Genomic DNA, 19754 nt, shown 5'->3' with positions numbered 1-19754 from the left:
TATTAACGTGACTTAAATCAGCAAGGGAAGGCATTTTGTCTTCCCTTTTCTATTTTGATGAGAGGTTTAGATAAGGAAATCTTTACTGAGTAAAAGATATTGTGTGAATTGGATATTTATGGAATACATTCTTATAGAGTAAGGCGCATTTGAGTTGTTTTTTTGAGTGCTTTTATTTAATTATTAAGATATAGAATGTGTTGCATTAAAAAGAGGGCTGTTTCCCCTCTTTTTAATTAAGTCGATAAATTATTTCTTCTTAAAGAGTCCACCGAAGATGTTTGAGATGCTGTCCAGTAAGCCACCACCAAAGATATTGCTCAGGAAGCCGCCAGATTCTTTATTTAAGATGGACTTGATGGCATCGGTGATGAAAGAACAGCCGCCGTTTACTGCTTCGATTTCATGCTGGTCGAGTTGACGCATAACTATATATCCTTTTATAGAGTTAAAATTAATAAAATGTACCATTAGGCATTTTTATTTAATGTTAAAATGTAGCGTTAATCAATATAAGTGTTTTTTATTTAATAATAATTGAGGGTTTATTTATTTTTCTATGAATATAATTTTCATATCAATAAGGATTTTGTATTGATGATTTATTTTTGATGAATTAATTTCTTTTTTATTTACTTTATTACTTAGAACTTCTTGTCTGAAGATCTATTTTAGATTGTAGTTCATTAGCGCAATAAAATGCTTTTTAGGTAAGCTATTTTTTGGATGAGACCTGTAGTGACATTTATGTGATGCTGAACGTGTAGTGTCGCTTTTGGCCTCTATATAAGTAGGGCCAGCTACACCTCGCTGGCCCTTCACCATTAATACAGAGTTCAATGAGTCATGAATCTGTAGCTTATTTAACGGCCTCTAGTTCTACATAAGGGATCTCAACTTCTGAGAGCTTTATTTTGAGTTTTTTTGCTACGTCCGCGGCAACTTTATTATCATCAAAAATTCCTTTAGCCTCAAACTCCTTAGAGCTTATTCCCCACTGGTTCCATATCAGAAGGTCTTTATCTGAAAGTTTGATATCAGATGCGATAACGCTCCACTTGACGCCATTACAGGGGGAGCCTGAAAAGCCGCAGCCGTCTGCATAGAACTCTGCCTGCGCGAGTAGGGCGCCCGTGCCGAGCAGCTGTTTTGATGGAATTAATGAAACGTTAACTACGGTCGTCTTGTCTTTTGCTACCTTGTCATTAACGGCCTGTTTTACAGCCTCAGCTCGGCTGGCTTTATCCTGTGCGGACGGTGCGACAATAGTTATGTTTGCACTAGTCCGCTGGCTTCCTGTAGGCGTGTTTTCATCCTGAATGATTTCGTAAGCAATAGGTGCAGCTGTAGCGATGCCGATAAAGGCGGGCAGCGATACAGCTATTGCCAATAGCGTTGCAGTGTTCCGTAATTTAAGTAATAGAGCCATATATAACATCCTATTTGTAGTCCAGAGGTTGTATTACCTACTGCGTTTGAAGGGGATTACCTTATTAGTTTTGATATAAAAACTTTGTGCGACACTTTTGCGACAGCCTATGAACCATATAATTAAGCCCGCTTAAAAAAGCGGGCTTAATTATATGATTTATTTATAAAAATGCTGTCAAAATTTGGTGGCCCCTCCCCGGCTTGAACGGGGGACCAAGCGATTATGAGTCGCCTGCTCTAACCACTGAGCTAAGGGGCCAGTAGGCGGCGATTATACGGTAAAAGCCGGGAGAAAATCTACACTTGCCTAGTCTGCCTGCGGCTTTTCTGTTCAGCTGCCGCCGCAGGCTCCCGTTAGTCTGTCCCTGACCGCCATTAGCGCGAAGCCGAGCAGGTTGGTGCCGTCCCAGCGCAGAGGGTTGGCGGCGCGCTCGTCATCCTGTGCCAGGCCGATACCCCAAACGCGGTCAACAGGGCTAGCTTCCACCAGAACGCGAGTGTGGGTGCCAATAAGAAACGCACCCAGCTCTGGATGCTGGCTAAACTTGTGATAGTTGCCTTCGCACACCAGCTCAAAGCAGTGGACTTCCCAAATCTGTTGATTAAAGCCAGCAACCTGTCTGCCGAGCTTTTTTGCTTCTGCGGGGGAGTTTGCGTTCAAAATACGCGGCAGGGTGGCTTCGTCACCAAACAGTCTGGCCTTGCCCGCCATCATCCAGTGTTCCGCGCTGGCGTAGGTGACGCCGTCTACGACAAATAGTGACGGCCACCACTGGCTAAAGCAGGAGGAGGTTACTGCGCCGCTGGCGGAAGGGCGATGACCCCAGAAATAGAGGTACTTAAAGCGTTTTCCTGCGCGTACGGCCTGCTGTAGCGCGTCGAGGCTGTAGTTTCCCTGTTGCATAACCTTGTTGTGTCCCTAATTCATAAAAAAGCCCCCAGCGAGCTGGAGGCCTTTGTTGTTAGCAAAGCGTGAAACGCGGTCGCTTAGTCGTCCAGGAAGCTGCGCAGAACTTCTGAGCGGCTTGGATGACGCAGCTTGCGCAGCGCTTTTGCTTCAATTTGACGAATACGCTCACGGGTAACGTCAAACTGCTTGCCGACCTCTTCCAGCGTGTGGTCGGTGTTCATGTCGATACCGAAGCGCATGCGCAGCACTTTCGCTTCGCGAGCGGTCAGGCCAGCCAGCACTTCGTGAGTGGCTGAACGAAGGCTCTCAGAGGTAGCAGAGTCCAGCGGCAGCTCGAGGGTGGTGTCCTCGATAAAGTCGCCCAGATGCGAATCTTCGTCGTCGCCGATTGGCGTCTCCATGGAGATAGGCTCTTTGGCAATCTTCAGCACTTTACGGATCTTGTCTTCCGGCATCATCATGCGTTCTGCCAGCTCTTCCGGCAGCGGCTCACGACCCATCTCCTGCAGCATTTGGCGGGAGATGCGGTTAAGCTTGTTGATGGTTTCGATCATGTGCACCGGAATACGGATGGTGCGCGCCTGATCGGCAATTGAACGCGTAATCGCCTGACGGATCCACCAGGTGGCGTAAGTCGAGAACTTGTAGCCGCGACGGTATTCAAACTTGTCTACCGCTTTCATCAGGCCGATGTTGCCTTCCTGAATCAGGTCGAGGAACTGTAGACCGCGGTTGGTGTACTTCTTGGCAATAGAGATAACCAGACGCAGGTTAGCTTCAACCATCTCTTTCTTCGCACGACGGGCTTTCGCTTCGCCGATAGACATACGACGGTTGATGTCTTTGACCTGCTCGATAGTCAAACCAGTCTCTTCTTCAATCTGCTGTAGCTTCTGTGTGCTGCGTTCGATTTCTTCCGCAACGTCTTTCAGCTTTTCAGACCACGGCTTACCCAGCGCGATTGCGCCAGTGAACCAGCCCAGATCGGTTTCGTTGCCGGAAAACAGCGTGACGAAGTTTTTCTTCGGCATCTTGCTCTGTTCAACGCACAGCTTGAGGATCAGGCGCTCTTGCGTACGCACGCGATCCATCATCTGGCGCATGTTGTTGACCAGATAGTCAAACTGCTTAGGCACCAGGCGGAACTGTTTGAACACGTCGGACAGTTTAACGATCTCTTCCTGCGCCTTGGCGTTACTGCGGCCGTGAGCCTTAATGGCTTTGCGGGTGGCTTCGTACTGCTCGCGCAGTTCGTTAAACTTCTCGCGGGCCATTTCCGGATCGATACCGATGTCTTCATCGGAATCAGAATCGCTGTCGTCGCCGTCTTCATCATCGTCGTCGCTGTCGTCATCGTCCTGTTCTTCGCTAGACAGCTCAGAACCTACGTGAGTCGCGGCCGGGCCGAGTTCGTCGGCGTTGGGGTCGATAAAGGCAGTAATCAAATCGGACAGGCGAGCTTCACCGGTTTCTACGCGATCGTACTGTTCAAGCAGATAGGTGATGGCTTCCGGGTATTCAGCAACGGAGCATTGAACCTGGTTGATACCTTCTTCAATACGCTTGGCGATGTCGATTTCGCCTTCGCGGGTAAGCAGTTCAACGGTACCCATTTCGCGCATGTACATGCGAACCGGGTCGGTAGTGCGCCCAATTTCGGATTCTACGCTGGAAAGCACCTGAGCGGCGGCTTCAGCAGCGTCTTCGTCGGTGTCCGCCGTGTTTTCAGCGAGCATGAGATCGTCGGCATCAGGCGCGATTTCCATAACCTGAATGCCCATGTCGTTGATCATCTGGATGATATCTTCGATCTGATCGGAGTCGATGATATCTTCCGGCAAATGGTCATTGACCTGAGCATAGGTTAGATAGCCCTGCTCCTTGCCAAGGGTAACAAGAAGCTTAAGCTGTGACTGCGGGTTTTGCTCCATAAGACGGTATCCACACTTCAGAGTAGTAAATTTTTATCGGCTAAGCCGGTCATCATAAGCGATTGGGCCATTTTTATCAGCTGCGGCCTAACAGCTTCAATGCAGGATTCGCTTCCTGCTCTATGCGGCACTTAAGCCGTTAATTTCTTACCGATCGCTGAGTCTAGCTCTTTTTCGCCAGCGCGACGTTCAGCGACCAAAGTTCTTTACGCTCTTCGGCAGTTAGCCCGTGGGTTCGGTCCCGGGCGATTAGCGTCTCCAGACGCTGCTCCAAGATGGAATCATACAGTTTAGCCAAAGAATCGAGAAACGTGTCTTCGATCATCTCTTCAACGATCATGTGGTTCCATATGGCCAACATTTCAAGCTGTTGACTGAATTTATTACCGCGATACAGCTCAAGCAGCTGCCCGGTTGTTAGCCCTGGCTGAGACAGACAGGTTTTTATCAGTTCAATAAACAGCGATACGCCCGCAAGCTCAGACTGCTCAAGGCCTTCTGTTGAAGGCACCAGCGTCGCTAGCTGAGGGCGCTGAACCAAAAGCCCAATAAGCAGGCGCATTGTCGTGCGCTTGAGCGGCGGCGCCTGGTTAGGCTGCGCTGTTTCTTGCTGCTTGGGCAGCAGTTTTTCAAGCTGGGCGTCGTCTAGAATGCCCAGCTTCATACCGAGTTCTTGACGCAGGTAAAGGCGAAGCGTTTCGCCGGGCACTTTACCGATAAGCGGCAGCGCCAGTGTACTAAGTTTAGCACGACCGTCGGGGGAGCTGAGATCTACCTGTGGCAGCAGCGTGTCGAAGAGAAATGTCGACAGGGGCTGAGCTCCTTCCATGCGTTGCTCAAACGCCTCTTTACCTTCTTTACGAACCAGCGTATCCGGATCTTCACCGTCCGGTAAAAACATAAAGCGCAGCTGGCGACCGTCGTTCAAATAGGGCAGTGCCGTTTCCAGCGCCCGCCAGGCTGCTTCTCTACCGGCGTTGTCGCCGTCGTAGCAGCAAATTACGCTGTCGGTATAGCGAAACATCAGCTGAATGTGTTCCGCTGTCGTTGACGTTCCCAGAGAGGCCACGGCGTAGTCGATGCCGTACTGAGCCAGTGCAACGACGTCCATATAGCCTTCTACCACGAGCAGCCTGTCAAGCTGAGGGTGGCTAAGCTGGGCTTCATAAAGGCCATACAGCTGGCGACCCTTATGGAAAATTTCTGTTTCTGGCGAGTTCAGGTATTTGGGCGTACCGCTGCCCAAAATGCGCCCGCCGAAGGCAATCACCCGCCCGCGTTTGTCGCGGATGGGGAACATAACGCGTTCGCGAAAGCGGTCATAGGTGCGACCGTTGTCGTTGGTCACCAGCATACCGGCATTGCTCAGCAGCTCTCGGCTTTCCTGAGCGCGACCAAAGCGCTTTAGCACGTTGTCCCAGCCCGATGGCGCAAAGCCGATAGCAAAACGCGAGATAACCTCATCGCTTAAGCCTCGCTGGGCCAGATAGTCGCGCGCGGTCTGGGACTGAGGCGCGCTAAGAGCTTCCTGGTAAAACGTTGCCAGAGGAGCCATCAGCTGATAAAGATTTTGCCGCTGGTGTCGCTCTAGCTGACTGACGCCGCTTCCGGCCTCATAGGGAACTTCAAGGCCGTTCATCGCGGCCAGTTCTTCAACGCTTTCGACAAACTCTAAGCGGTCAAAGTTCATCAAAAAGTCAATGGCGTTGCCGTGGGCTCCACAGCCAAAGCAGTGATAAAACTGCTTCTCACCGTTGACGGTAAAAGAGGGGGTTTTCTCATTATGGAACGGACAGCAGGCGTGATAGTTCTTGCCCTGCTTTTTCAGCTTCACCCGAGCGTCGATTAAATCGACGATGTCGGTCCTGGCCAGCAGGTCATTAATAAACACGCGTGGGATTCGTCCTGCCATTCCGCCTCAATTTGTAAGCCCATAAATGAGAACAAGCCGCGCTTCCTTTTGGAAAGCACGGCATGCTTATATGCAGTCAGCCCGCTAGCTTTCGCTATTGCGTCTGTACCTTCTGCACGGTCAACCGCATTATTAATGCATGTCCGGCAGAAGGCCGGAATGCATTAGTACAGGCGAGTGCGGCGTGCGTTTTCGCGAGCCAGTTTCTTGGCGTGACGCTTTACGGCAGACGCTTTAGCGCGCTTACGCTCTGTGGTTGGCTTCTCGTAGAATTCGCGGCTGCGAACTTCTGCCAGAATGCCTGCTTTTTCACAGGAACGCTTGAAGCGACGCAGCGCAACGTCGAATGGCTCGTTTTCACGTACTTTAATTACCGGCATGTACCTTTCACCTCAATAAGAAATCGGTTTGCTGCTGGCATCATTGCCAGCGATATTCAAAATGGTGCGGAATTCTACTTCGAACCGGGGGCGTTTGTAAACCCCCGGTGCGGATTCTCTCACCGTTTCGGCGCGTCGTTTTACGCGACTTTTATTTTCCTTTGCCCTTTATTGGCGAACTTTTCGGCAGCGCGTCCTGAGCTTTTTCCACCAGTTGGATAAACTCGCCGCGCAGCTCAAAGCGATCGTCATCTTCACCGGATTTAGCCAGCTTCAGCGTATCGTCCAGAGTGAACTGACCAGTCGCTGCACCGTTGTACTGCAGCTGCTGAGCAAATGCGGCGACTGCGGCGGAGAAGCGGAAGTCTTTGCTGCTCTTCGTCAGCGGTGTGCTCATCTGAGAGCTAGGAACCGGGAGTTCGATGCGCATTGGTTCACCTTGGGCTTCAGCGGTCTGGTAGCGCAGGTGTACCATAGCCATTTCCTGAGTCGGACGCAGGTAGGTATTGGCGTTAGGGGTAAAGGTTTCACCTTCCCAACCGCCGTTGCCGCCCGCAGGAACGACTTCATAGAGCGCTGTCAGGGTTTGGCCCGTGACCACGACACCCTGTTCGCCACCTGCCGCTCTGGTTGGCTGATAGCCCAGTAGGCGATAAGCCTTCACGAAGCTAGGGTTAAACTCTACGGTCATCTGAAAGTTTTTGGCAACCGGGGTCTGCGTGGAGCGCAGCTGCTCAGACCAGGTTTTTTCCGCGTCACGCTCGTTGTCAATATAGCCGTAAGCACCGTGGCCGATAGTGGCCAGATCTGCTAATGCAGAAGGCGTAAAGCTGTTAACGGCAAAGCCTAGCGCAGTTAACGAGATATTTGCAGTCTGGGGGCTAGAGAAGAAGCTCTGCGCCTGCTCGGCATTCTTGAGGCCCGCGTTGAACGCGCTGTTGCCCGCCAGAATCACGCGGTTAACGCCGCCTGCGATATAGCGCTCTTTTGCCAGCTGATAGGCCTGAGAAAGGCGGGACTCACTGTCTTTCCCGGCTTTACCGCTTTTAATGTTGCTAATAGCGGACAGCATTTTGTCTTTGCTGCTGCCGGCGGTCGGCGCCAGTACAACGGCGCTGTCGCCCGCGTAGGTCAGAATGGTCAGGCTGTCCTGCGCATTAAGCTGATTAACCAGCTTCGTCAGGCTCAGCTTGATCAGAGAAAGGTCAGTGCTGTCTGGGTTGACCAGCACGACAATGTTTGCCGAGCGGCGTTCAGCGGCCTGTAGGTCGTCAGCCTTGATGGCGACGCGCAGCAGCTTGGTGGCAGGGTTCCACGGCGTGGCTGCGACTTCACTGTTGCCAGAGAAGGGGATACGCCCTTTTGGCTGCGGATAGTTATAAGGGAAGAAGTTCACCCACTCGGTTAACTGAATTGACTGTTTGTCAGGGATCCGGCCGTTAATCAGCGAGCGGCGTGCGTTGAGGTAACTGCCACTGTTTTGCCCGGCGGCGATGCTCAGTGCAGGGCCTGTCGTCGTTATGCCATATTTTGACTCCTGCTCTGCACCGGCGCTGGTTTTGGCTGCGGAAGGCAAATTGGCGTTAGGATCCGTCGAGCTACAGCCGGCAATGACCAGCGTGCTCAATAGGGCCAGAGAGGCGATTTTGCGGTTCACTCTGTAGGCTTTCGTCATTTCAGTCTCGATCAAGTGGTTGTTTTAAATGTAACGGACGCCGAAAAGCGTAGCACAACACCTGTGCAGTGGCATATACACAGCGATGGGGCTTTCTTTACGACAGGAACTCTTCAGCGAGCTTTATTAGTCGCGTAGTTTAACGGAATCTGTAGGCGGATGTCGCTATCAAGTAGCATTTTTACGCAAGGCGGTCGTTAAGTCATCGCTTCCTTATGCTATTATTGCCGCTGTTTTCTAAGGTTCCAGCGGATTAACAAGATATGCGCATTCTAGGTATTGAAACGTCGTGTGATGAAACCGGCGTGGCTATTTATGATGACGAGCGGGGGCTTTTGGCCGATCGGCTCTACAGTCAGGTCAAACTGCATGCCGATTATGGCGGCGTAGTGCCGGAGCTTGCCTCGCGCGATCACGTGCGTAAGACAGTGCCGCTGATTCAGGCGGCGATGGCGCAGGCAGGGCTGACGCCGAAAGATATCGACGGCGTTGCCTATACGGCCGGTCCGGGGCTCATTGGCGCTTTACTGGTGGGGGCAACCATTGGCCGCTCTCTGGCGATGGCGTGGAACGTGCCTGCCGTGGCCGTTCACCATATGGAAGGGCACCTTCTGGCGCCGATGCTGGAGGATAATCCTCCTGCGTTCCCCTTTGTTGCGCTACTGGTTTCCGGTGGTCATACCCAGCTTATCAGCGTTACCGGCATTGGGCAGTATCAGCTGTTGGGCGAGTCGATTGACGATGCGGCGGGTGAGGCGTTTGATAAAACCGCCAAGCTGCTGGGGCTGGACTACCCCGGAGGGCCGATGCTGTCAAAAATGGCGCAGTCAGGCTCTGCAGATCGCTTTACTTTCCCCCGACCGATGACTGACCGACCGGGGCTGGATTTCAGCTTTTCCGGCCTGAAAACCTATGCGGCCAATACGGTTCGCCAGTCTGGGGACGATGAACAAACCAAAGCGGACATCGCCCGAGCGTTTGAAGACGCCGTTGTAGACACGCTGGCAATCAAGTGCCGTCGGGCGCTGGATCAAACCGGCTTTACGCGACTGGTGATGGCGGGAGGCGTCAGCGCCAACCGAACGTTGCGTAAAAAACTGGCGGAAATGATGGCTGCTCGTGGTGGCGAAGTGTTTTACGCGCGCCCCGAGTTTTGTACTGATAACGGCGCGATGATTGCCTATGCGGGAATGGTCAGACTGAAGGCGGGGGAACACGCCGATCTGCCGGTGATTGTTCGCCCCCGCTGGCCGCTGGAAGAGCTGCCTCAGGTCAGCGCAGGCTAGTCGGTCATTATTCCGGCGATTCGTCTTTACCAGGCGCGTCGCCGTTTTTCTTTTTGCGAAACCGATCCCAGATTTTGCTTTCCTGACCGCGCCACAGGCGCTGAATGTTATCATGGTGCCGGATCAGCACTAGGCAGGAGAGCATGGCGACGGGAAAGGTAAACTGGGGCTTAAACCACCAGGCATAAAATGGCGCAATCAGCGCGCTGATTATCGCGCCTAGTGATGAATAGCCGCTTAGCAGCACCGTCAACAGCCAAGTGCCGGTCATCAGGCCGGTGAGATCCCAGCCGATGGGGGCGATAGCGCCGAAAGCGGTTGCGACACCTTTACCGCCGCGAAAGTGAAAGAAAATGGGGTAGATGTGGCCAAGGCAGGCGGCGATAGCGACCATACCCAGTAAGAACGGCGGCAGGTCAAGCTTGTAGGCGATCCAGACGGGGATCATCCCTTTGAGCACGTCAAAAATGAGTACAGCGGCAGCGGCACCCTTGCCGCCAATGCGCAGCACGTTGGTTGCGCCAGGGTTACCGGAGCCGTTTTCTCGGGGATCCGGCAGCCTAGCGATTCGACACACCAGCACGGCACTGGAAATGGAGCCGCACAGATAAGCGATAATGATCATGCCAAGCGCGATAGCACTCATAAACTCGCTCCTCGTTTTACGGTTATCGGGTGGATCTAAGGCCGCTACCTGTGACGGATAATCGCGGGACACGGCCTGACTATATGTGGATAATATGTGTGAATAATACGCATATTCAGTAAAAAGTGGTATGTCTTAATTGAAAAACAGAGAGTCGAGTCATGGATACTGTCTTTATAGAACGCCTTGAAGCGTTTGCAACAATTGGCGTTTATGATTGGGAACAGACTATCACGCAGCGTTTAGTGTTCGATATCGAAATGGGCTGGGACAACCGAAAGCCCGCAGCCAGCGACGACGTTGTGGACTGCCTGAACTATGCTGAGGTCAGCGACGCGATTGTTGAGCTCGTGGAAAAAGGCCGTTTTGCGCTGATTGAACGGGTTGCGGAAGAAGTGGCCACTCTTTTAATGCAGCGCTTTTCCGTTCCTTGGGTTAAAATTCGTCTGGACAAACCGGGCGCCGTTGCACGGGCGAAGAGCGTTGGCGTGGTAATTGAGCGTGGTTTTCGTAATGTCTAACAACACATTGAACTAATTGCACAGCGGCCTGTCTGAGCATATGGATAAAACGTTTACGGGTCTTTCTAGGAAGGCCCCTTTTTTTGTCTTTTTTCTTGTATAAGGTGTTTTTTGATGGGTGGGGTACACGAGCTGGTCGTTGCGTTTATTCTCGGCGTTGTTGAAGGTCTTACCGAGTTTTTACCGGTGTCTTCCACCGGGCATATGATCATTGTTGGCGAGTTTTTAGGCTTTTCCGGCGATACAGCCTCAACGTTTGAAGTGGTTATCCAGCTAGGGTCGATTCTGGCGGTAGTGGTAGTGTTCTGGCGTCGCCTGTTTGGACTTATTGGTATCCACTTTGGTCAAAAAGAGCCGCTTCGCGAAGGAAAAGGCACAGGGCGTTTAACGCTGATCCATATTATTCTCGGCATGCTGCCTGCTGTAATCGCCGGCTTTGCGTTGCACGATACCATCAAAGAGAATCTCTTCGGCGCGAAGACCGTGATGTACGCGCTGATTGCGGGCGGCCTGCTGCTCATTGCCGCTGAACTGCTCAAGCCTAAGCAGCCAAGAGCCGAGGGGCTGGACGATGTAAGCTATCGGCAGGCCTTTATTATTGGCTGTTTCCAGTGTTTGGCTCTGTGGCCCGGATTCTCCCGCTCTGGCGCGACGATTTCTGGCGGTATGCTGCTTGGCGTAAGCCGCTATGCGGCATCAGAGTTTTCGTTCATTCTGGCAGTACCGATGATGCTGGGAGCGACGATACTGGTGATGTACAAGAGCCTGGGGCACTTGGCGTGGAGCGATCTGCCGATGTTCGCCGTGGGCTTTGTCACCGCGTTTCTCGTGGCACTGGTGGCGATTAAAACCTTCCTGAGCGTCATTAAACGCTTCTCTTTTATTCCGTTTGCTATTTACCGCTTCTTTGTGGCGGGCGTGATTTATCTGGTATTTTTCTGATTCGATAAGCCCGTGAACAGCAGGTGCTAAAAACACAAACGCCCGGTGAAAGCCGGGCGTTTGTGTTTATGCTTGTTGGGCCAATTTGGGCTGTCTACGGCTGTGCCTGCTGGCTTTTCCACGCGTTGAGGGCGACGAGCTGCCGCTTCTTGAGCTCTTCTTTAATCGCACTACCGGTAAACCCAGCGCTGACGATCTCTTTTACGCTGACTCTGCTGGCAACGCGGTAGGCTTCCCGAACGTACTCGGCCTGTGGATAAAGCCTTTCCTGCCACCCGGCTCGACCGCGATAGTCGGCTTCGCTCACAGTCAGAAGCTGCTCCAGACGCTGCGGCTTGCGCCAGACGTCAACAGCGTCAAACATCCCAAGGAGGCTTTCTGCACGAAGCTCGTAAGCGGTGTGGATCCTGTCGTGAAACTCTGACACCAGTCGGGCAAGTTCGCGTGTGGCATTAGGGATGCGGTAGCGCTGGCAGACGTCTTCCACCAGTTGAATGCCTGCCAGACCGTGACCGCGATGGTGAGGCCAAAGCTCAGGAGGAGTGAGTCCTTTACCCACATCGTGAAACAGCGCAGAAAAGCGCACATCGACGTCATCGCTCAGACGAGCAGCCATTTCCAGCACCATCAGAACGTGCACGCCAGTATCGATTTCCGGGTGCCATTTTTCCGGTGCGGGGACGCCAAACAGCGCGTCCAGCTCGGGGAACAGAACGGCCAGCGCGCCGCAGTCGCGCAGCGCCTGAAAGAAAATCTGAGGCGCGTCGGTATTGAGCGCTTTCTCCGTCTCTTTCCAAACGCGCTCTGGCGTCAGGTAGGAGATTTCTCCGTCCTTGACGATGTTTGTCATCAGCCGCTGAGTTTCTGGCGCAATGGTAAAGCCCAGCGGCGCAAAGCGGGCGGCGAATCGGGCGACGCGCAGCACGCGCACGGGATCTTCTCTAAACGCCGGGGAGACGTGGCGCAGCACTTTTTGTTGCAGATCGCGCTCACCAAAGTAGGGGTCGATAATGCCGCCTTCGGCATCCTGTGCGATGGCGTTAATGGTCAGGTCACGCCTTAGCAGATCCTGCTCCAGCGTCACGTCCGGCGCGCTGTAGCAGGTAAATCCAGTATAGCCGGAGCCGGTCTTGCGCTCTGTCCGCGCTAGGGCATGCTCATCGCGAGTTTTGGGATGGAGAAAAACCGGAAAGTCTTTCCCTACCTGCTGGTATCCAAGAGAGAGCATCTGCTCAGGCGTAGCGCCGACGACCACCCAGTCGCGTTCGTGAACGGGCAGCCCCAGCAGAGAATCGCGGACAGCACCGCCAACGAGATAGGTTTTCACATCGCCTCCGCGCAAAAAGCGTATCCAGACGTTTTGAATAAAAACGCCGACCAAAGGGCGTCGGCGTTGCTACGGTTTTTTAACAGCGGGCGATCAGTTCATCCAGCGGTCTTTTTTACGGCGCGGGATCAGGTGCGGCAGAACCAGGCCTAACAGCAGGCCAATGCCAGCAACGCCGCCGCCGTACATAAACCACTGCTGAATAATGGTGCGCTGTTTGTCATCCAGCTGTAGGCCAATGTCGCTGACTCTCTTTTGGGCGGCGACCAGCTCTTCCTTCAGCTTCTGATTTTCCTGCTTTAATTCATTGATAATGCCATCGCTGCTGGACACCTTCTGCTGCATTTCAGAGGTGCGCTGGTTCCAGCTATTATCGATATTGGCCAGCCTGTCAGTCAGATCTTTAACCTGCTGCTCCAGCGCGGGCACTTTCTCACTCAGGCTGGGCTCAGTGCTTAGCTGAGCCTGAGGGATCCATGCGGTGCGGCCCTTGGAATCTGTAATTTGCGCATACTTGCCGTCGCTGCTGGTGCTAAGAAGCTGAACCTTTTCACCGGCGTTAATAGCTCCGGTAATGCGGTGGCTATCCGACGGACCGCCGCGCAGATAGGTGATAAGATTATCTGAGATATAGCGGACTTCTGCCGCGCTAGCGCTGAAAGCAGCGATGCTGAATGAGATCAGCAGAAGAGTCGAGAATCGGTTGAATTTAAGCATCGGCGGTATTTTTTTATCTTCCGTAGCGAAATAACATGTCTATGGATAGTAGAGATTTCAGATGCAGGGTGCAATGTAAAAACCCGGCTAAATGGGAATAATTGCCTTTCCTTAACGGTTATTTTCCTGAAAAACGGTAGAAATTGTTACACTGCTCGCCATTATGTAAATGCAAGTGCGTCATGACGGTGATAGGAACAGGTCTATGAGTATTGAAGTTGAACTGAAGTTTATCGTTGAGCCAGAGGCCACTGCGGCGCTGAAGGCGCAGATCCTTGACTGGCCTGTGCTGGAACACGGCACGCTGCACCTGTCTAATGCTTATTACGACACGGCGGACGGCATTTTACGTCGTCACCGGATCGGGCTGCGCGTTCGAGGGCACAATGGGCGTTACGAAATGACGCTGAAGTCCGGTGGCAAAACGGTGGGGGGCGTATCGCACCGCGCTGAGCATAACGTACCGCTGGAAAGCGACGGTTTGAACATTGGCCTGCTGCCGCAGGAGGCGTGGCCAGAGGGGATTGACGTTTCCCTGCTTGATGGAAAGCTTGCCCCTCTCTTTACCACCGACTTTACCCGTGAGGCCTGGTTAGTGAATGAAGGAGAGAGCCGAATTGAAGTCGCGCTGGATCAGGGCGAAATTAAGGCCGACGGGCGTAGCGAACCGATTAGCGAACTGGAAATGGAGCTGAAAGAGGGGCGTCTGGAAGACGTTCTGGCGCTGGCGAAGCGGCTGTCTTCTACATCGGGCATTCGCTTGGGGAGTCAGAGTAAGGCAGCGCGAGGCTATCGGCTTTTGACCGAAAGCGTAGAGCCAGCGACGCTGCCGTTTACGCCGCTAATGCTTCCCGCTCGCGCGAGCGTAGAACAGGGCTTCAGCGCAGCGCTGGAGTGGTCGCTGGCTCGCTGGCAGCGCGGAGAGGCCGACTGGTTTGCAGGCCACGCTGGCGCTCAACAAGAGGTTAGACGTGCGCTGGTGGCTATCAGACAGGCGATAGCGCTGCTGGGAAGCATTATTCCCCGCAAGGCGTCGAGCGCGCTGCGGGAACAGCTGCTAGCGCTGGAAGCGAAGCTGGCGACTCGCCATGCAGCGAGGGATATTTGCTATGGCGAAGGCTATCTGGCTCTCAAGCTGGCGGTCATGGATTGGACAAACGGCCAGCGCTGGCGCGGTTTTATTGACGAGCGGGATGAGAAAAAGCTCAGTGGCTCGTTTAAGCGCTTTGCGGACGTCGCTCTGTCGCGCTGCCGAGCCGAGCTTAAAGAAGCCTTTCATTCTACGCTGTCGTCGGATGAATATCGCGACCAGAAGCCCCGTCTTGAACGACTGATCATCGCCTTTTGGCTGCTGTCAGGCGCTTATTCAGAAGCAGCGGAAGCCTATATCGATACCTGGCAGCAGCTTTATGATGGTCAGTGCGATCGCGACACCCAGCGACAGAAAGCGCTGACTCAGCCCGCATTTTGGCTAAACGGCGATCGGCCCGCCTGATCTTTTTTCAGTAAGGATATTTCATGCTACCGCTTTCTCCATTGCTTGAAACCCAGCGCCTTAAGCGACAGAGCGATCTTGCCGCTCAGGAACCTTCCGCCGTGAACCTCTCTTTGGAGGACGGTGTTGCGCTGGCCTTGAGTGATTTCGTCAGTGAAAGTCTGGCGCTTCAGCCTGACTGGCTGAAGGAGCTGCATCAGGTTCCTCCGCAGGGGGATGATGCCCAGCGCTATCGCGAGTGGCTGGAGGAAGCCATGGCCGATGCGGTGGATGAGGTTTCACTGATGAGAGCGCTGCGCCTGTTTCGCCGTCGAATGCTGACGCGCATTTCTTGGGCGCAGAGCCTGTCTCTGTGCACCACACAGCAGACGCTGGCGCAGCTCAGCGAACTGGCGGAGGTGCTCATTGTCAGTGCGCGCGACTGGCTGTACGAGCAGTGCTGTCGAGAGTGGGGGACACCGGTTAACAGTGAGGGCGAGGCGCAGCCGCTGTTGATTTTAGGCATGGGGAAACTGGGTGGCGGCGAGCTGAATTTTTCGTCTGATATTGATTTGATTTTTGCCTATCCCGAAAACGGCGAAACCCAAGGGGGGCGACGCCAGCTCGACAACGCACAGTTCTTTACTCGCCTTGGGCAGCGCCTGATTAAAGCGCTGGATCAGGTCACGATGGAAGGCTTTGTCTACCGCGTTGACATGCGCCTGCGACCGTTTGGCGACGGCGGGCCGCTGGTGTTTAGCTTTAGCGCGCTGGAAGACTACTATCAGGAACAGGGGCGCGACTGGGAGCGCTACGCGATGGTGAAAGCCCGCGTGATGGGGGATGCCGGAGAACCTTACGCCGAAGAGCTGAAGCGCATGCTGAGGCCGTTTGTGTTTCGCCGCTATATCGACTTTAGCGTTATTCAGTCGCTGCGCGGCATGAAAGGCATGATTTCCCGAGAGGTTCGCCGCCGCGGGCTGGCGGATAACATCAAGCTTGGCGCTGGGGGTATTCGCGAGATTGAGTTTATCGCTCAGGTTTTCCAGCTGATTCGCGGAGGTCGAGAGCCGCAGCTACAGGGGAACGCGCTGCTGCCGACTCTGTTGGCGATTGCTGAATTGGAGCTGCTGACAAAGGAGCAGGCTGACGCGCTGCGGGAAAGCTACCTTTACCTGAGGCGACTGGAAAATCTGCTACAGGCCATTGACGATCAGCAGACTCAAACGCTGCCGACAGATGCGCTAAACCGCGAACGTTTGGCCTACGGTATGGGTTGCGTAGATTGGTCTGCGATGATGGCTGAGCTAGAGATCCATACTCAGGCGGTTCGAGAAATCTTCAGCTCGCTGATTGGCGAAGATGCGCAAGAGGGGGAAGAGGATCGGGGCTGTCAGGGATACGCCACATTGTGGCAAGACGAGTTAAGCGAAGAAGAGCTGACGGCGCTGATGCCAAAGCTGGACGAGGGGGTGCGTCGGGCGGTAGGCGAGCACCTTGACGCCTTTCGGCACGATCTGGACAAGCGCGCTGTCGGGCAGCGCGGGCGCGATGTTCTCGATCGCCTGATGCCAAGGCTACTGGCAGACGTTTGCCAGCGGAATGATGCCGACAGTCTGCTGCCGCGCTTGACCCACCTGATTGCCTGTATCGTGACGCGCACGACCTATTTAGAACTGCTGGTGGAATATCCGTCAGCGATGACCCACCTGATTCGCCTGTGCGCCGCGTCACCGATGGTGGCACAGCAGCTGGCGGACTACCCGATCCTGCTCGATGAGCTGCTGGACGTAAACTCCCTTTATCAGGCTATTCCGCTCAGCGCCTACCGCGACGAGCTGCGCCAGTTTTTGCTGCGGGTGCCGGAAGAGGACGAAGAGCAGCGGCTGGAAGCGCTGCGTCAGTTTAAGCAGACCCATATTTTACGCACCGCTGCCGCAGATATCTCAGGCGCGCTGCCGGTGATGAAGGTCAGCGATCACCTTACCTACTTAGCTGAGGCCATTATTGCCGCTGTAGTGAGGCAGGCATGGTTCCAGATGACCGCTCGCTATGGTCAGCCGACTCATCTGCACGACAGGGACGGACTGGGCTTCGCGGTGATTGGCTACGGCAAACTGGGAGGCATTGAACTGGGCTATGGTTCGGATCTGGACTTGGTATTTCTGAACGACTGCCCGGATAATATCTCCACAGACGGCCCGCGCAGCATCGACGGTAGGCAGTTTTACCTGAGGCTGGCGCAGCGCATTATGCACCTGTTTAGCGCCCGCATGGCGTCCGGCATTCTGTATGAAGTCGACGCTCGGCTGCGACCGTCCGGCGAGTCAGGTCTGTTGGTCACGACGCTAGCGGCCTTTGATGAGTATCAGCGCAAAGAGGCCTGGACTTGGGAACATCAGGCGCTGGTGCGCAGTCGGCTGGTATACGGCGATGCGCCGCTACAGGCCGCGTTCGATCGCGTTCGCCATGACACGCTGTGCCTTGAACGTGATGAAGAAACACTCAAGCGGGAAGTGCGCGAGATGCGCGAGAAAATGCGCGGTCACTTGGGCGGCAAGTCCGATACGCTGTTTGACCTGAAGGCAGATGAAGGCGGCATTACCGACATTGAGTTTATCGCCCAGTATCTGGTGCTGCGCTATGCTCACGACAAGCCGCAGCTGACCCGCTGGCCGGACAACGTCAGGATTTTTGAACTGATGGCTAACCACCAGATTATGGATGAAGAAGAAGCCATGGCGCTGACCCGTGCCTACGTCTCCATGCGTGATGAAATCCACCGGATGGCGCTGCAGGAAAAGGCCGGGAAAGTGACGATGGACGCTTTTCTCCCTGAGCGGGAACAGGTGAGAATAAGCTGGCAGAAGTGGCTTGGGGAATAAAATAAATAATCTCGGCGTGGCGCCAGCATGAAACACCTATAAGGGAATATGATGAACAAGATCTATCTATTGGGTATTGCTTTACTCAGCCTGCTTGCCGGATGCACAGCTGATCGCCTCGTTGGCGACTGGGCTATTTATGAGCCGGGAAAGCCGGAAGGCGCCGTTGCTATACGCGTCGCTCCTTATCAGTGCGAACGTGAGAACGTGAAGGAATGTGAAGACGATAAGGAACGCGATGTAATGCCTGGATGGCGGCTCACTGAAATTGGTAAGAAAGGCAGAGAGTCAGCACTCATTTATCCCTATGATATTACCGGTAAAGAAGCCAGCAAATTGAATCCGGGCTGGCAGTGCAATAACGACTGGATAATGTGTATTGGAGAACCCAATACACAGCCCTTTGTATCAACAGACTATATTAGCCAAAGCGGTTTTGTGCTTGTTGGCCCCGATGTTGGCATTTTGGAAGTCACGCCTTGTCGTTCCGTCGATTGTCGACAAGAGCTTGACGCGCTTAAATCAAATAATAATAAGTGAATGAGAAGACCCTTTTCATCAAAGTTGGAGAGGGTGCTTTTTGATAAAGTTGCGCAACTATATATAACTAAATATAACCATTTCCACTTATCTTGGCGTTCGGCTTAAAAGGATTTATTTTCATGACGATTTTATTCAACGTTTATTCCACACTGCGCACGCCGCCAGCGCCAGCGTTTTCTCATCAGCTTGTTCATCGCCGCGATCGTACAGATCCTGAGCTTCAGCCGCATTTAAACGGGTTTATGGGCTATGTGCATGAGAAAAGCGGTGGCGAGATGACGGCGCATTTATATCACTTACTGCAACATATCAGTCGCGTGCAGACCCAGTTTAGTTTAGAGATTGAGGAAGACAGCCTAGACGCATTTTTTGACTGGATGAAGCAGGTGAACGGCATCTGCTTTTGTACGAATGGCGCGGTTATTTCTCCCGAAGGGGAGCTGTTAGCGACACCAGGGGATGAAGAGATAACGGGCTCAGTGCCTTATCCTGCGGACGCTTTGGCGCGAAAAGCAAGTCATGATGCCTATTGTCGAACGCTGGGCGTTCACGTTGCCAATTCTTTACCGCCGGTGCTGGGTGAAGGTGAAGCGGTGTTACGCTCGCCTAAAGAGGTGGCTGAGCGCTGTGTAGCGCTGCTGTGCGTAGCGGCGCGGGCGTTGGCTCTTTCTCAAGGGGAGCGCGATAATATTGAACAGATTTATGCACGCCTGCCGCAGGCGGTATCTCTGTTAAGTGCGGAAGAGGCGCGCTTTATGTCTGATTCACCGCCAGATAAGCAAGACATCATTAACGCAGTGTGGCGCTATGAGGCGCTGGCAGGACTGCTGTGGAGTTTAGGCAAAACGGAGCACCTCGCCTTGCCTACTGATATTTGTGATGTTGATGAGGTCACCAATCTTATTCTAGCCGGAGATACGCAAAGCTTTATCGACTCAGCGCGACTTCGCCCGGCGGCTGAGATTTTAGACGCATTGGATTTATGTTATCGCCTGCACTGGGTGGTTCGTGAAGCTGGGCAGCGCGGAGAGGAAGTGCCCGCAAACCTGTCAGCTAGCGTAGTAAGCGAACGTCACTATGCCCTGAACTGGCTGGTATGCTTTGAGGATGCGCAGTGGGATGAAGTCGATACGCCCACTTGAGCAGTAGCGAAAAGCGGTTTAAAAATAATCAT

The 19754-nt window shown here is 53.5% G+C and carries 17 protein-coding genes and 1 tRNA gene; 7 read left to right on the top strand and 11 right to left on the bottom strand.

Features of this window, described 5'->3' with window-relative positions; genetic code table 11:
• Positions 1 to 249: 249 nt before the first annotated feature.
• From DQM29_RS18215 to DQM29_RS13560, 8 genes are all read right to left on the bottom strand, one after another.
• The gene (locus DQM29_RS18215; protein ID WP_170126538.1) at positions 250 to 426 is read right to left on the bottom strand and encodes a hypothetical protein; all 177 of its coding nucleotides are present in this window, start codon (positions 424 to 426) and stop codon (positions 250 to 252) included.
• Positions 427 to 859: 433 nt separating this feature from the next.
• Positions 860 to 1429, bottom strand: a complete 570-nt coding sequence (locus tag DQM29_RS13590; RefSeq protein ID WP_170126537.1) for a DUF4875 domain-containing protein — start codon at positions 1427 to 1429, stop codon at positions 860 to 862.
• Between the two features lie 185 nt (positions 1430 to 1614).
• Positions 1615 to 1690, bottom strand: a tRNA-Ile gene (locus tag DQM29_RS13585).
• Positions 1691 to 1762: 72 nt separating this feature from the next.
• On the bottom strand, positions 1763 to 2335 hold the full coding sequence (locus tag DQM29_RS13580; protein ID WP_111741187.1) for an NADAR family protein: 573 nt from the start codon (positions 2333 to 2335) through the stop codon (positions 1763 to 1765).
• Between the two features lie 83 nt (positions 2336 to 2418).
• Positions 2419 to 4272, bottom strand: coding sequence for an RNA polymerase sigma factor RpoD (gene rpoD / locus DQM29_RS13575; protein ID WP_111741186.1), 1854 nt, complete (start codon positions 4270 to 4272; stop codon positions 2419 to 2421).
• A gap of 163 nt (positions 4273 to 4435) precedes the next feature.
• The gene (gene dnaG / locus DQM29_RS13570; protein ID WP_111741185.1) at positions 4436 to 6184 is read right to left on the bottom strand and encodes a DNA primase; all 1749 of its coding nucleotides are present in this window, start codon (positions 6182 to 6184) and stop codon (positions 4436 to 4438) included.
• A 164-nt stretch (positions 6185 to 6348) separates the two neighbouring features.
• Entirely contained in the window at positions 6349 to 6564 is a 216-nt protein-coding gene (rpsU, locus tag DQM29_RS13565) for a 30S ribosomal protein S21 (protein WP_027275017.1), read from the bottom strand.
• A 151-nt stretch (positions 6565 to 6715) separates the two neighbouring features.
• On the bottom strand, positions 6716 to 8239 hold the full coding sequence (locus DQM29_RS13560; protein WP_111741184.1) for a vWA domain-containing protein: 1524 nt from the start codon (positions 8237 to 8239) through the stop codon (positions 6716 to 6718).
• Positions 8240 to 8502: 263 nt separating this feature from the next.
• Between DQM29_RS13560 and tsaD the strand changes: the two genes are divergently transcribed.
• The gene (gene tsaD, locus DQM29_RS13555; protein ID WP_111741183.1) at positions 8503 to 9525 is read left to right on the top strand and encodes a tRNA (adenosine(37)-N6)-threonylcarbamoyltransferase complex transferase subunit TsaD; all 1023 of its coding nucleotides are present in this window, start codon (positions 8503 to 8505) and stop codon (positions 9523 to 9525) included.
• Between the two features lie 7 nt (positions 9526 to 9532).
• Here the strand turns inward: tsaD and plsY are convergent, their stop codons facing one another.
• Entirely contained in the window at positions 9533 to 10171 is a 639-nt protein-coding gene (gene plsY / locus DQM29_RS13550; protein WP_111741182.1) for a glycerol-3-phosphate 1-O-acyltransferase PlsY, read from the bottom strand.
• 161 nt (positions 10172 to 10332) lie between these two features.
• Here plsY and folB point away from each other — a divergent pair, with 161 nt between their 5' ends.
• Both folB and bacA read left to right on the top strand, forming a co-directional pair.
• A complete protein-coding gene (gene folB / locus DQM29_RS13545) occupies positions 10333 to 10692 on the top strand; it encodes a bifunctional dihydroneopterin aldolase/7,8-dihydroneopterin epimerase (protein ID WP_111741181.1) in 360 nt (119 codons plus the stop codon).
• A gap of 114 nt (positions 10693 to 10806) precedes the next feature.
• On the top strand, positions 10807 to 11634 hold the full coding sequence (bacA, locus tag DQM29_RS13540; protein WP_111741180.1) for an undecaprenyl-diphosphate phosphatase: 828 nt from the start codon (positions 10807 to 10809) through the stop codon (positions 11632 to 11634).
• Positions 11635 to 11728: 94 nt separating this feature from the next.
• Here the strand turns inward: bacA and DQM29_RS13535 are convergent, their stop codons facing one another.
• Together DQM29_RS13535 and DQM29_RS13530 are read right to left on the bottom strand one after the other, a co-directional pair.
• Positions 11729 to 12961, bottom strand: a complete 1233-nt coding sequence (locus tag DQM29_RS13535) for a multifunctional CCA addition/repair protein (protein WP_111741179.1) — start codon at positions 12959 to 12961, stop codon at positions 11729 to 11731.
• 93 nt (positions 12962 to 13054) lie between these two features.
• The gene (locus DQM29_RS13530; protein WP_111741178.1) at positions 13055 to 13678 is read right to left on the bottom strand and encodes a TIGR04211 family SH3 domain-containing protein; all 624 of its coding nucleotides are present in this window, start codon (positions 13676 to 13678) and stop codon (positions 13055 to 13057) included.
• Positions 13679 to 13883: 205 nt separating this feature from the next.
• On the opposite strand from DQM29_RS13530, the gene DQM29_RS13525 reads away from it, so the two are divergent.
• The 4 genes from DQM29_RS13525 to DQM29_RS13510 all read left to right on the top strand — a co-directional run bounded on the left by DQM29_RS13525 (position 13884) and on the right by DQM29_RS13510 (position 19722).
• Positions 13884 to 15173: a CYTH domain-containing protein gene (locus DQM29_RS13525; protein ID WP_170126536.1), complete on the top strand. Its 1290-nt coding sequence runs from the start codon at positions 13884 to 13886 to the stop codon at positions 15171 to 15173.
• Positions 15174 to 15196: 23 nt separating this feature from the next.
• Positions 15197 to 18037, top strand: a complete 2841-nt coding sequence (gene glnE, locus DQM29_RS13520; RefSeq protein ID WP_111741176.1) for a bifunctional [glutamate--ammonia ligase]-adenylyl-L-tyrosine phosphorylase/[glutamate--ammonia-ligase] adenylyltransferase — start codon at positions 15197 to 15199, stop codon at positions 18035 to 18037.
• 51 nt (positions 18038 to 18088) lie between these two features.
• Positions 18089 to 18577 carry a hypothetical protein gene (locus DQM29_RS13515; RefSeq protein ID WP_111741175.1) on the top strand — a complete coding sequence of 163 codons (489 nt, stop codon included), beginning with the start codon at positions 18089 to 18091 and terminating at the stop codon, positions 18575 to 18577.
• A 122-nt stretch (positions 18578 to 18699) separates the two neighbouring features.
• Positions 18700 to 19722, top strand: coding sequence for a DUF4272 domain-containing protein (locus tag DQM29_RS13510; protein ID WP_111741174.1), 1023 nt, complete (start codon positions 18700 to 18702; stop codon positions 19720 to 19722).
• The last annotated feature ends 32 nt before the right edge of the window (positions 19723 to 19754 follow it).

The organism is Leminorella richardii, from assembly GCF_900478135.1.
GTDB classification, from domain to species: Bacteria; Pseudomonadota; Gammaproteobacteria; order Enterobacterales; family Enterobacteriaceae; genus Leminorella; species Leminorella richardii.
This window is presented reverse-complemented; position numbering and strand designations above follow the sequence as displayed.

Bases quoted from the DNA above. Each gene is read 5' to 3' on its own strand.
- DQM29_RS18215 (WP_170126538.1), bottom strand. From the start codon at position 426: ATGCGTCAACTCGACCAGCATGAAATCGAAGCAGTAAACGGCGGCTGT.
- DQM29_RS13590 (WP_170126537.1), bottom strand. From the start codon at position 1,429: ATGGCTCTATTACTTAAATTACGGAACACTGCAACGCTATTGGCAATA.
- DQM29_RS13580 (WP_111741187.1), bottom strand. From the start codon at position 2,335: ATGCAACAGGGAAACTACAGCCTCGACGCGCTACAGCAGGCCGTACGC.
- rpoD (WP_111741186.1), bottom strand. From the start codon at position 4,272: ATGGAGCAAAACCCGCAGTCACAGCTTAAGCTTCTTGTTACCCTTGGC.
- dnaG (WP_111741185.1), bottom strand. From the start codon at position 6,184: ATGGCAGGACGAATCCCACGCGTGTTTATTAATGACCTGCTGGCCAGG.
- rpsU (WP_027275017.1), bottom strand. From the start codon at position 6,564: ATGCCGGTAATTAAAGTACGTGAAAACGAGCCATTCGACGTTGCGCTG.
- DQM29_RS13560 (WP_111741184.1), bottom strand. From the start codon at position 8,239: ATGACGAAAGCCTACAGAGTGAACCGCAAAATCGCCTCTCTGGCCCTA.
- tsaD (WP_111741183.1), top strand. From the start codon at position 8,503: ATGCGCATTCTAGGTATTGAAACGTCGTGTGATGAAACCGGCGTGGCT.
- plsY (WP_111741182.1), bottom strand. From the start codon at position 10,171: ATGAGTGCTATCGCGCTTGGCATGATCATTATCGCTTATCTGTGCGGC.
- folB (WP_111741181.1), top strand. From the start codon at position 10,333: ATGGATACTGTCTTTATAGAACGCCTTGAAGCGTTTGCAACAATTGGC.
- bacA (WP_111741180.1), top strand. From the start codon at position 10,807: ATGGGTGGGGTACACGAGCTGGTCGTTGCGTTTATTCTCGGCGTTGTT.
- DQM29_RS13530 (WP_111741178.1), bottom strand. From the start codon at position 13,678: ATGCTTAAATTCAACCGATTCTCGACTCTTCTGCTGATCTCATTCAGC.
- DQM29_RS13525 (WP_170126536.1), top strand. From the start codon at position 13,884: ATGAGTATTGAAGTTGAACTGAAGTTTATCGTTGAGCCAGAGGCCACT.
- glnE (WP_111741176.1), top strand. From the start codon at position 15,197: ATGCTACCGCTTTCTCCATTGCTTGAAACCCAGCGCCTTAAGCGACAG.
- DQM29_RS13515 (WP_111741175.1), top strand. From the start codon at position 18,089: ATGAACAAGATCTATCTATTGGGTATTGCTTTACTCAGCCTGCTTGCC.
- DQM29_RS13510 (WP_111741174.1), top strand. From the start codon at position 18,700: ATGACGATTTTATTCAACGTTTATTCCACACTGCGCACGCCGCCAGCG.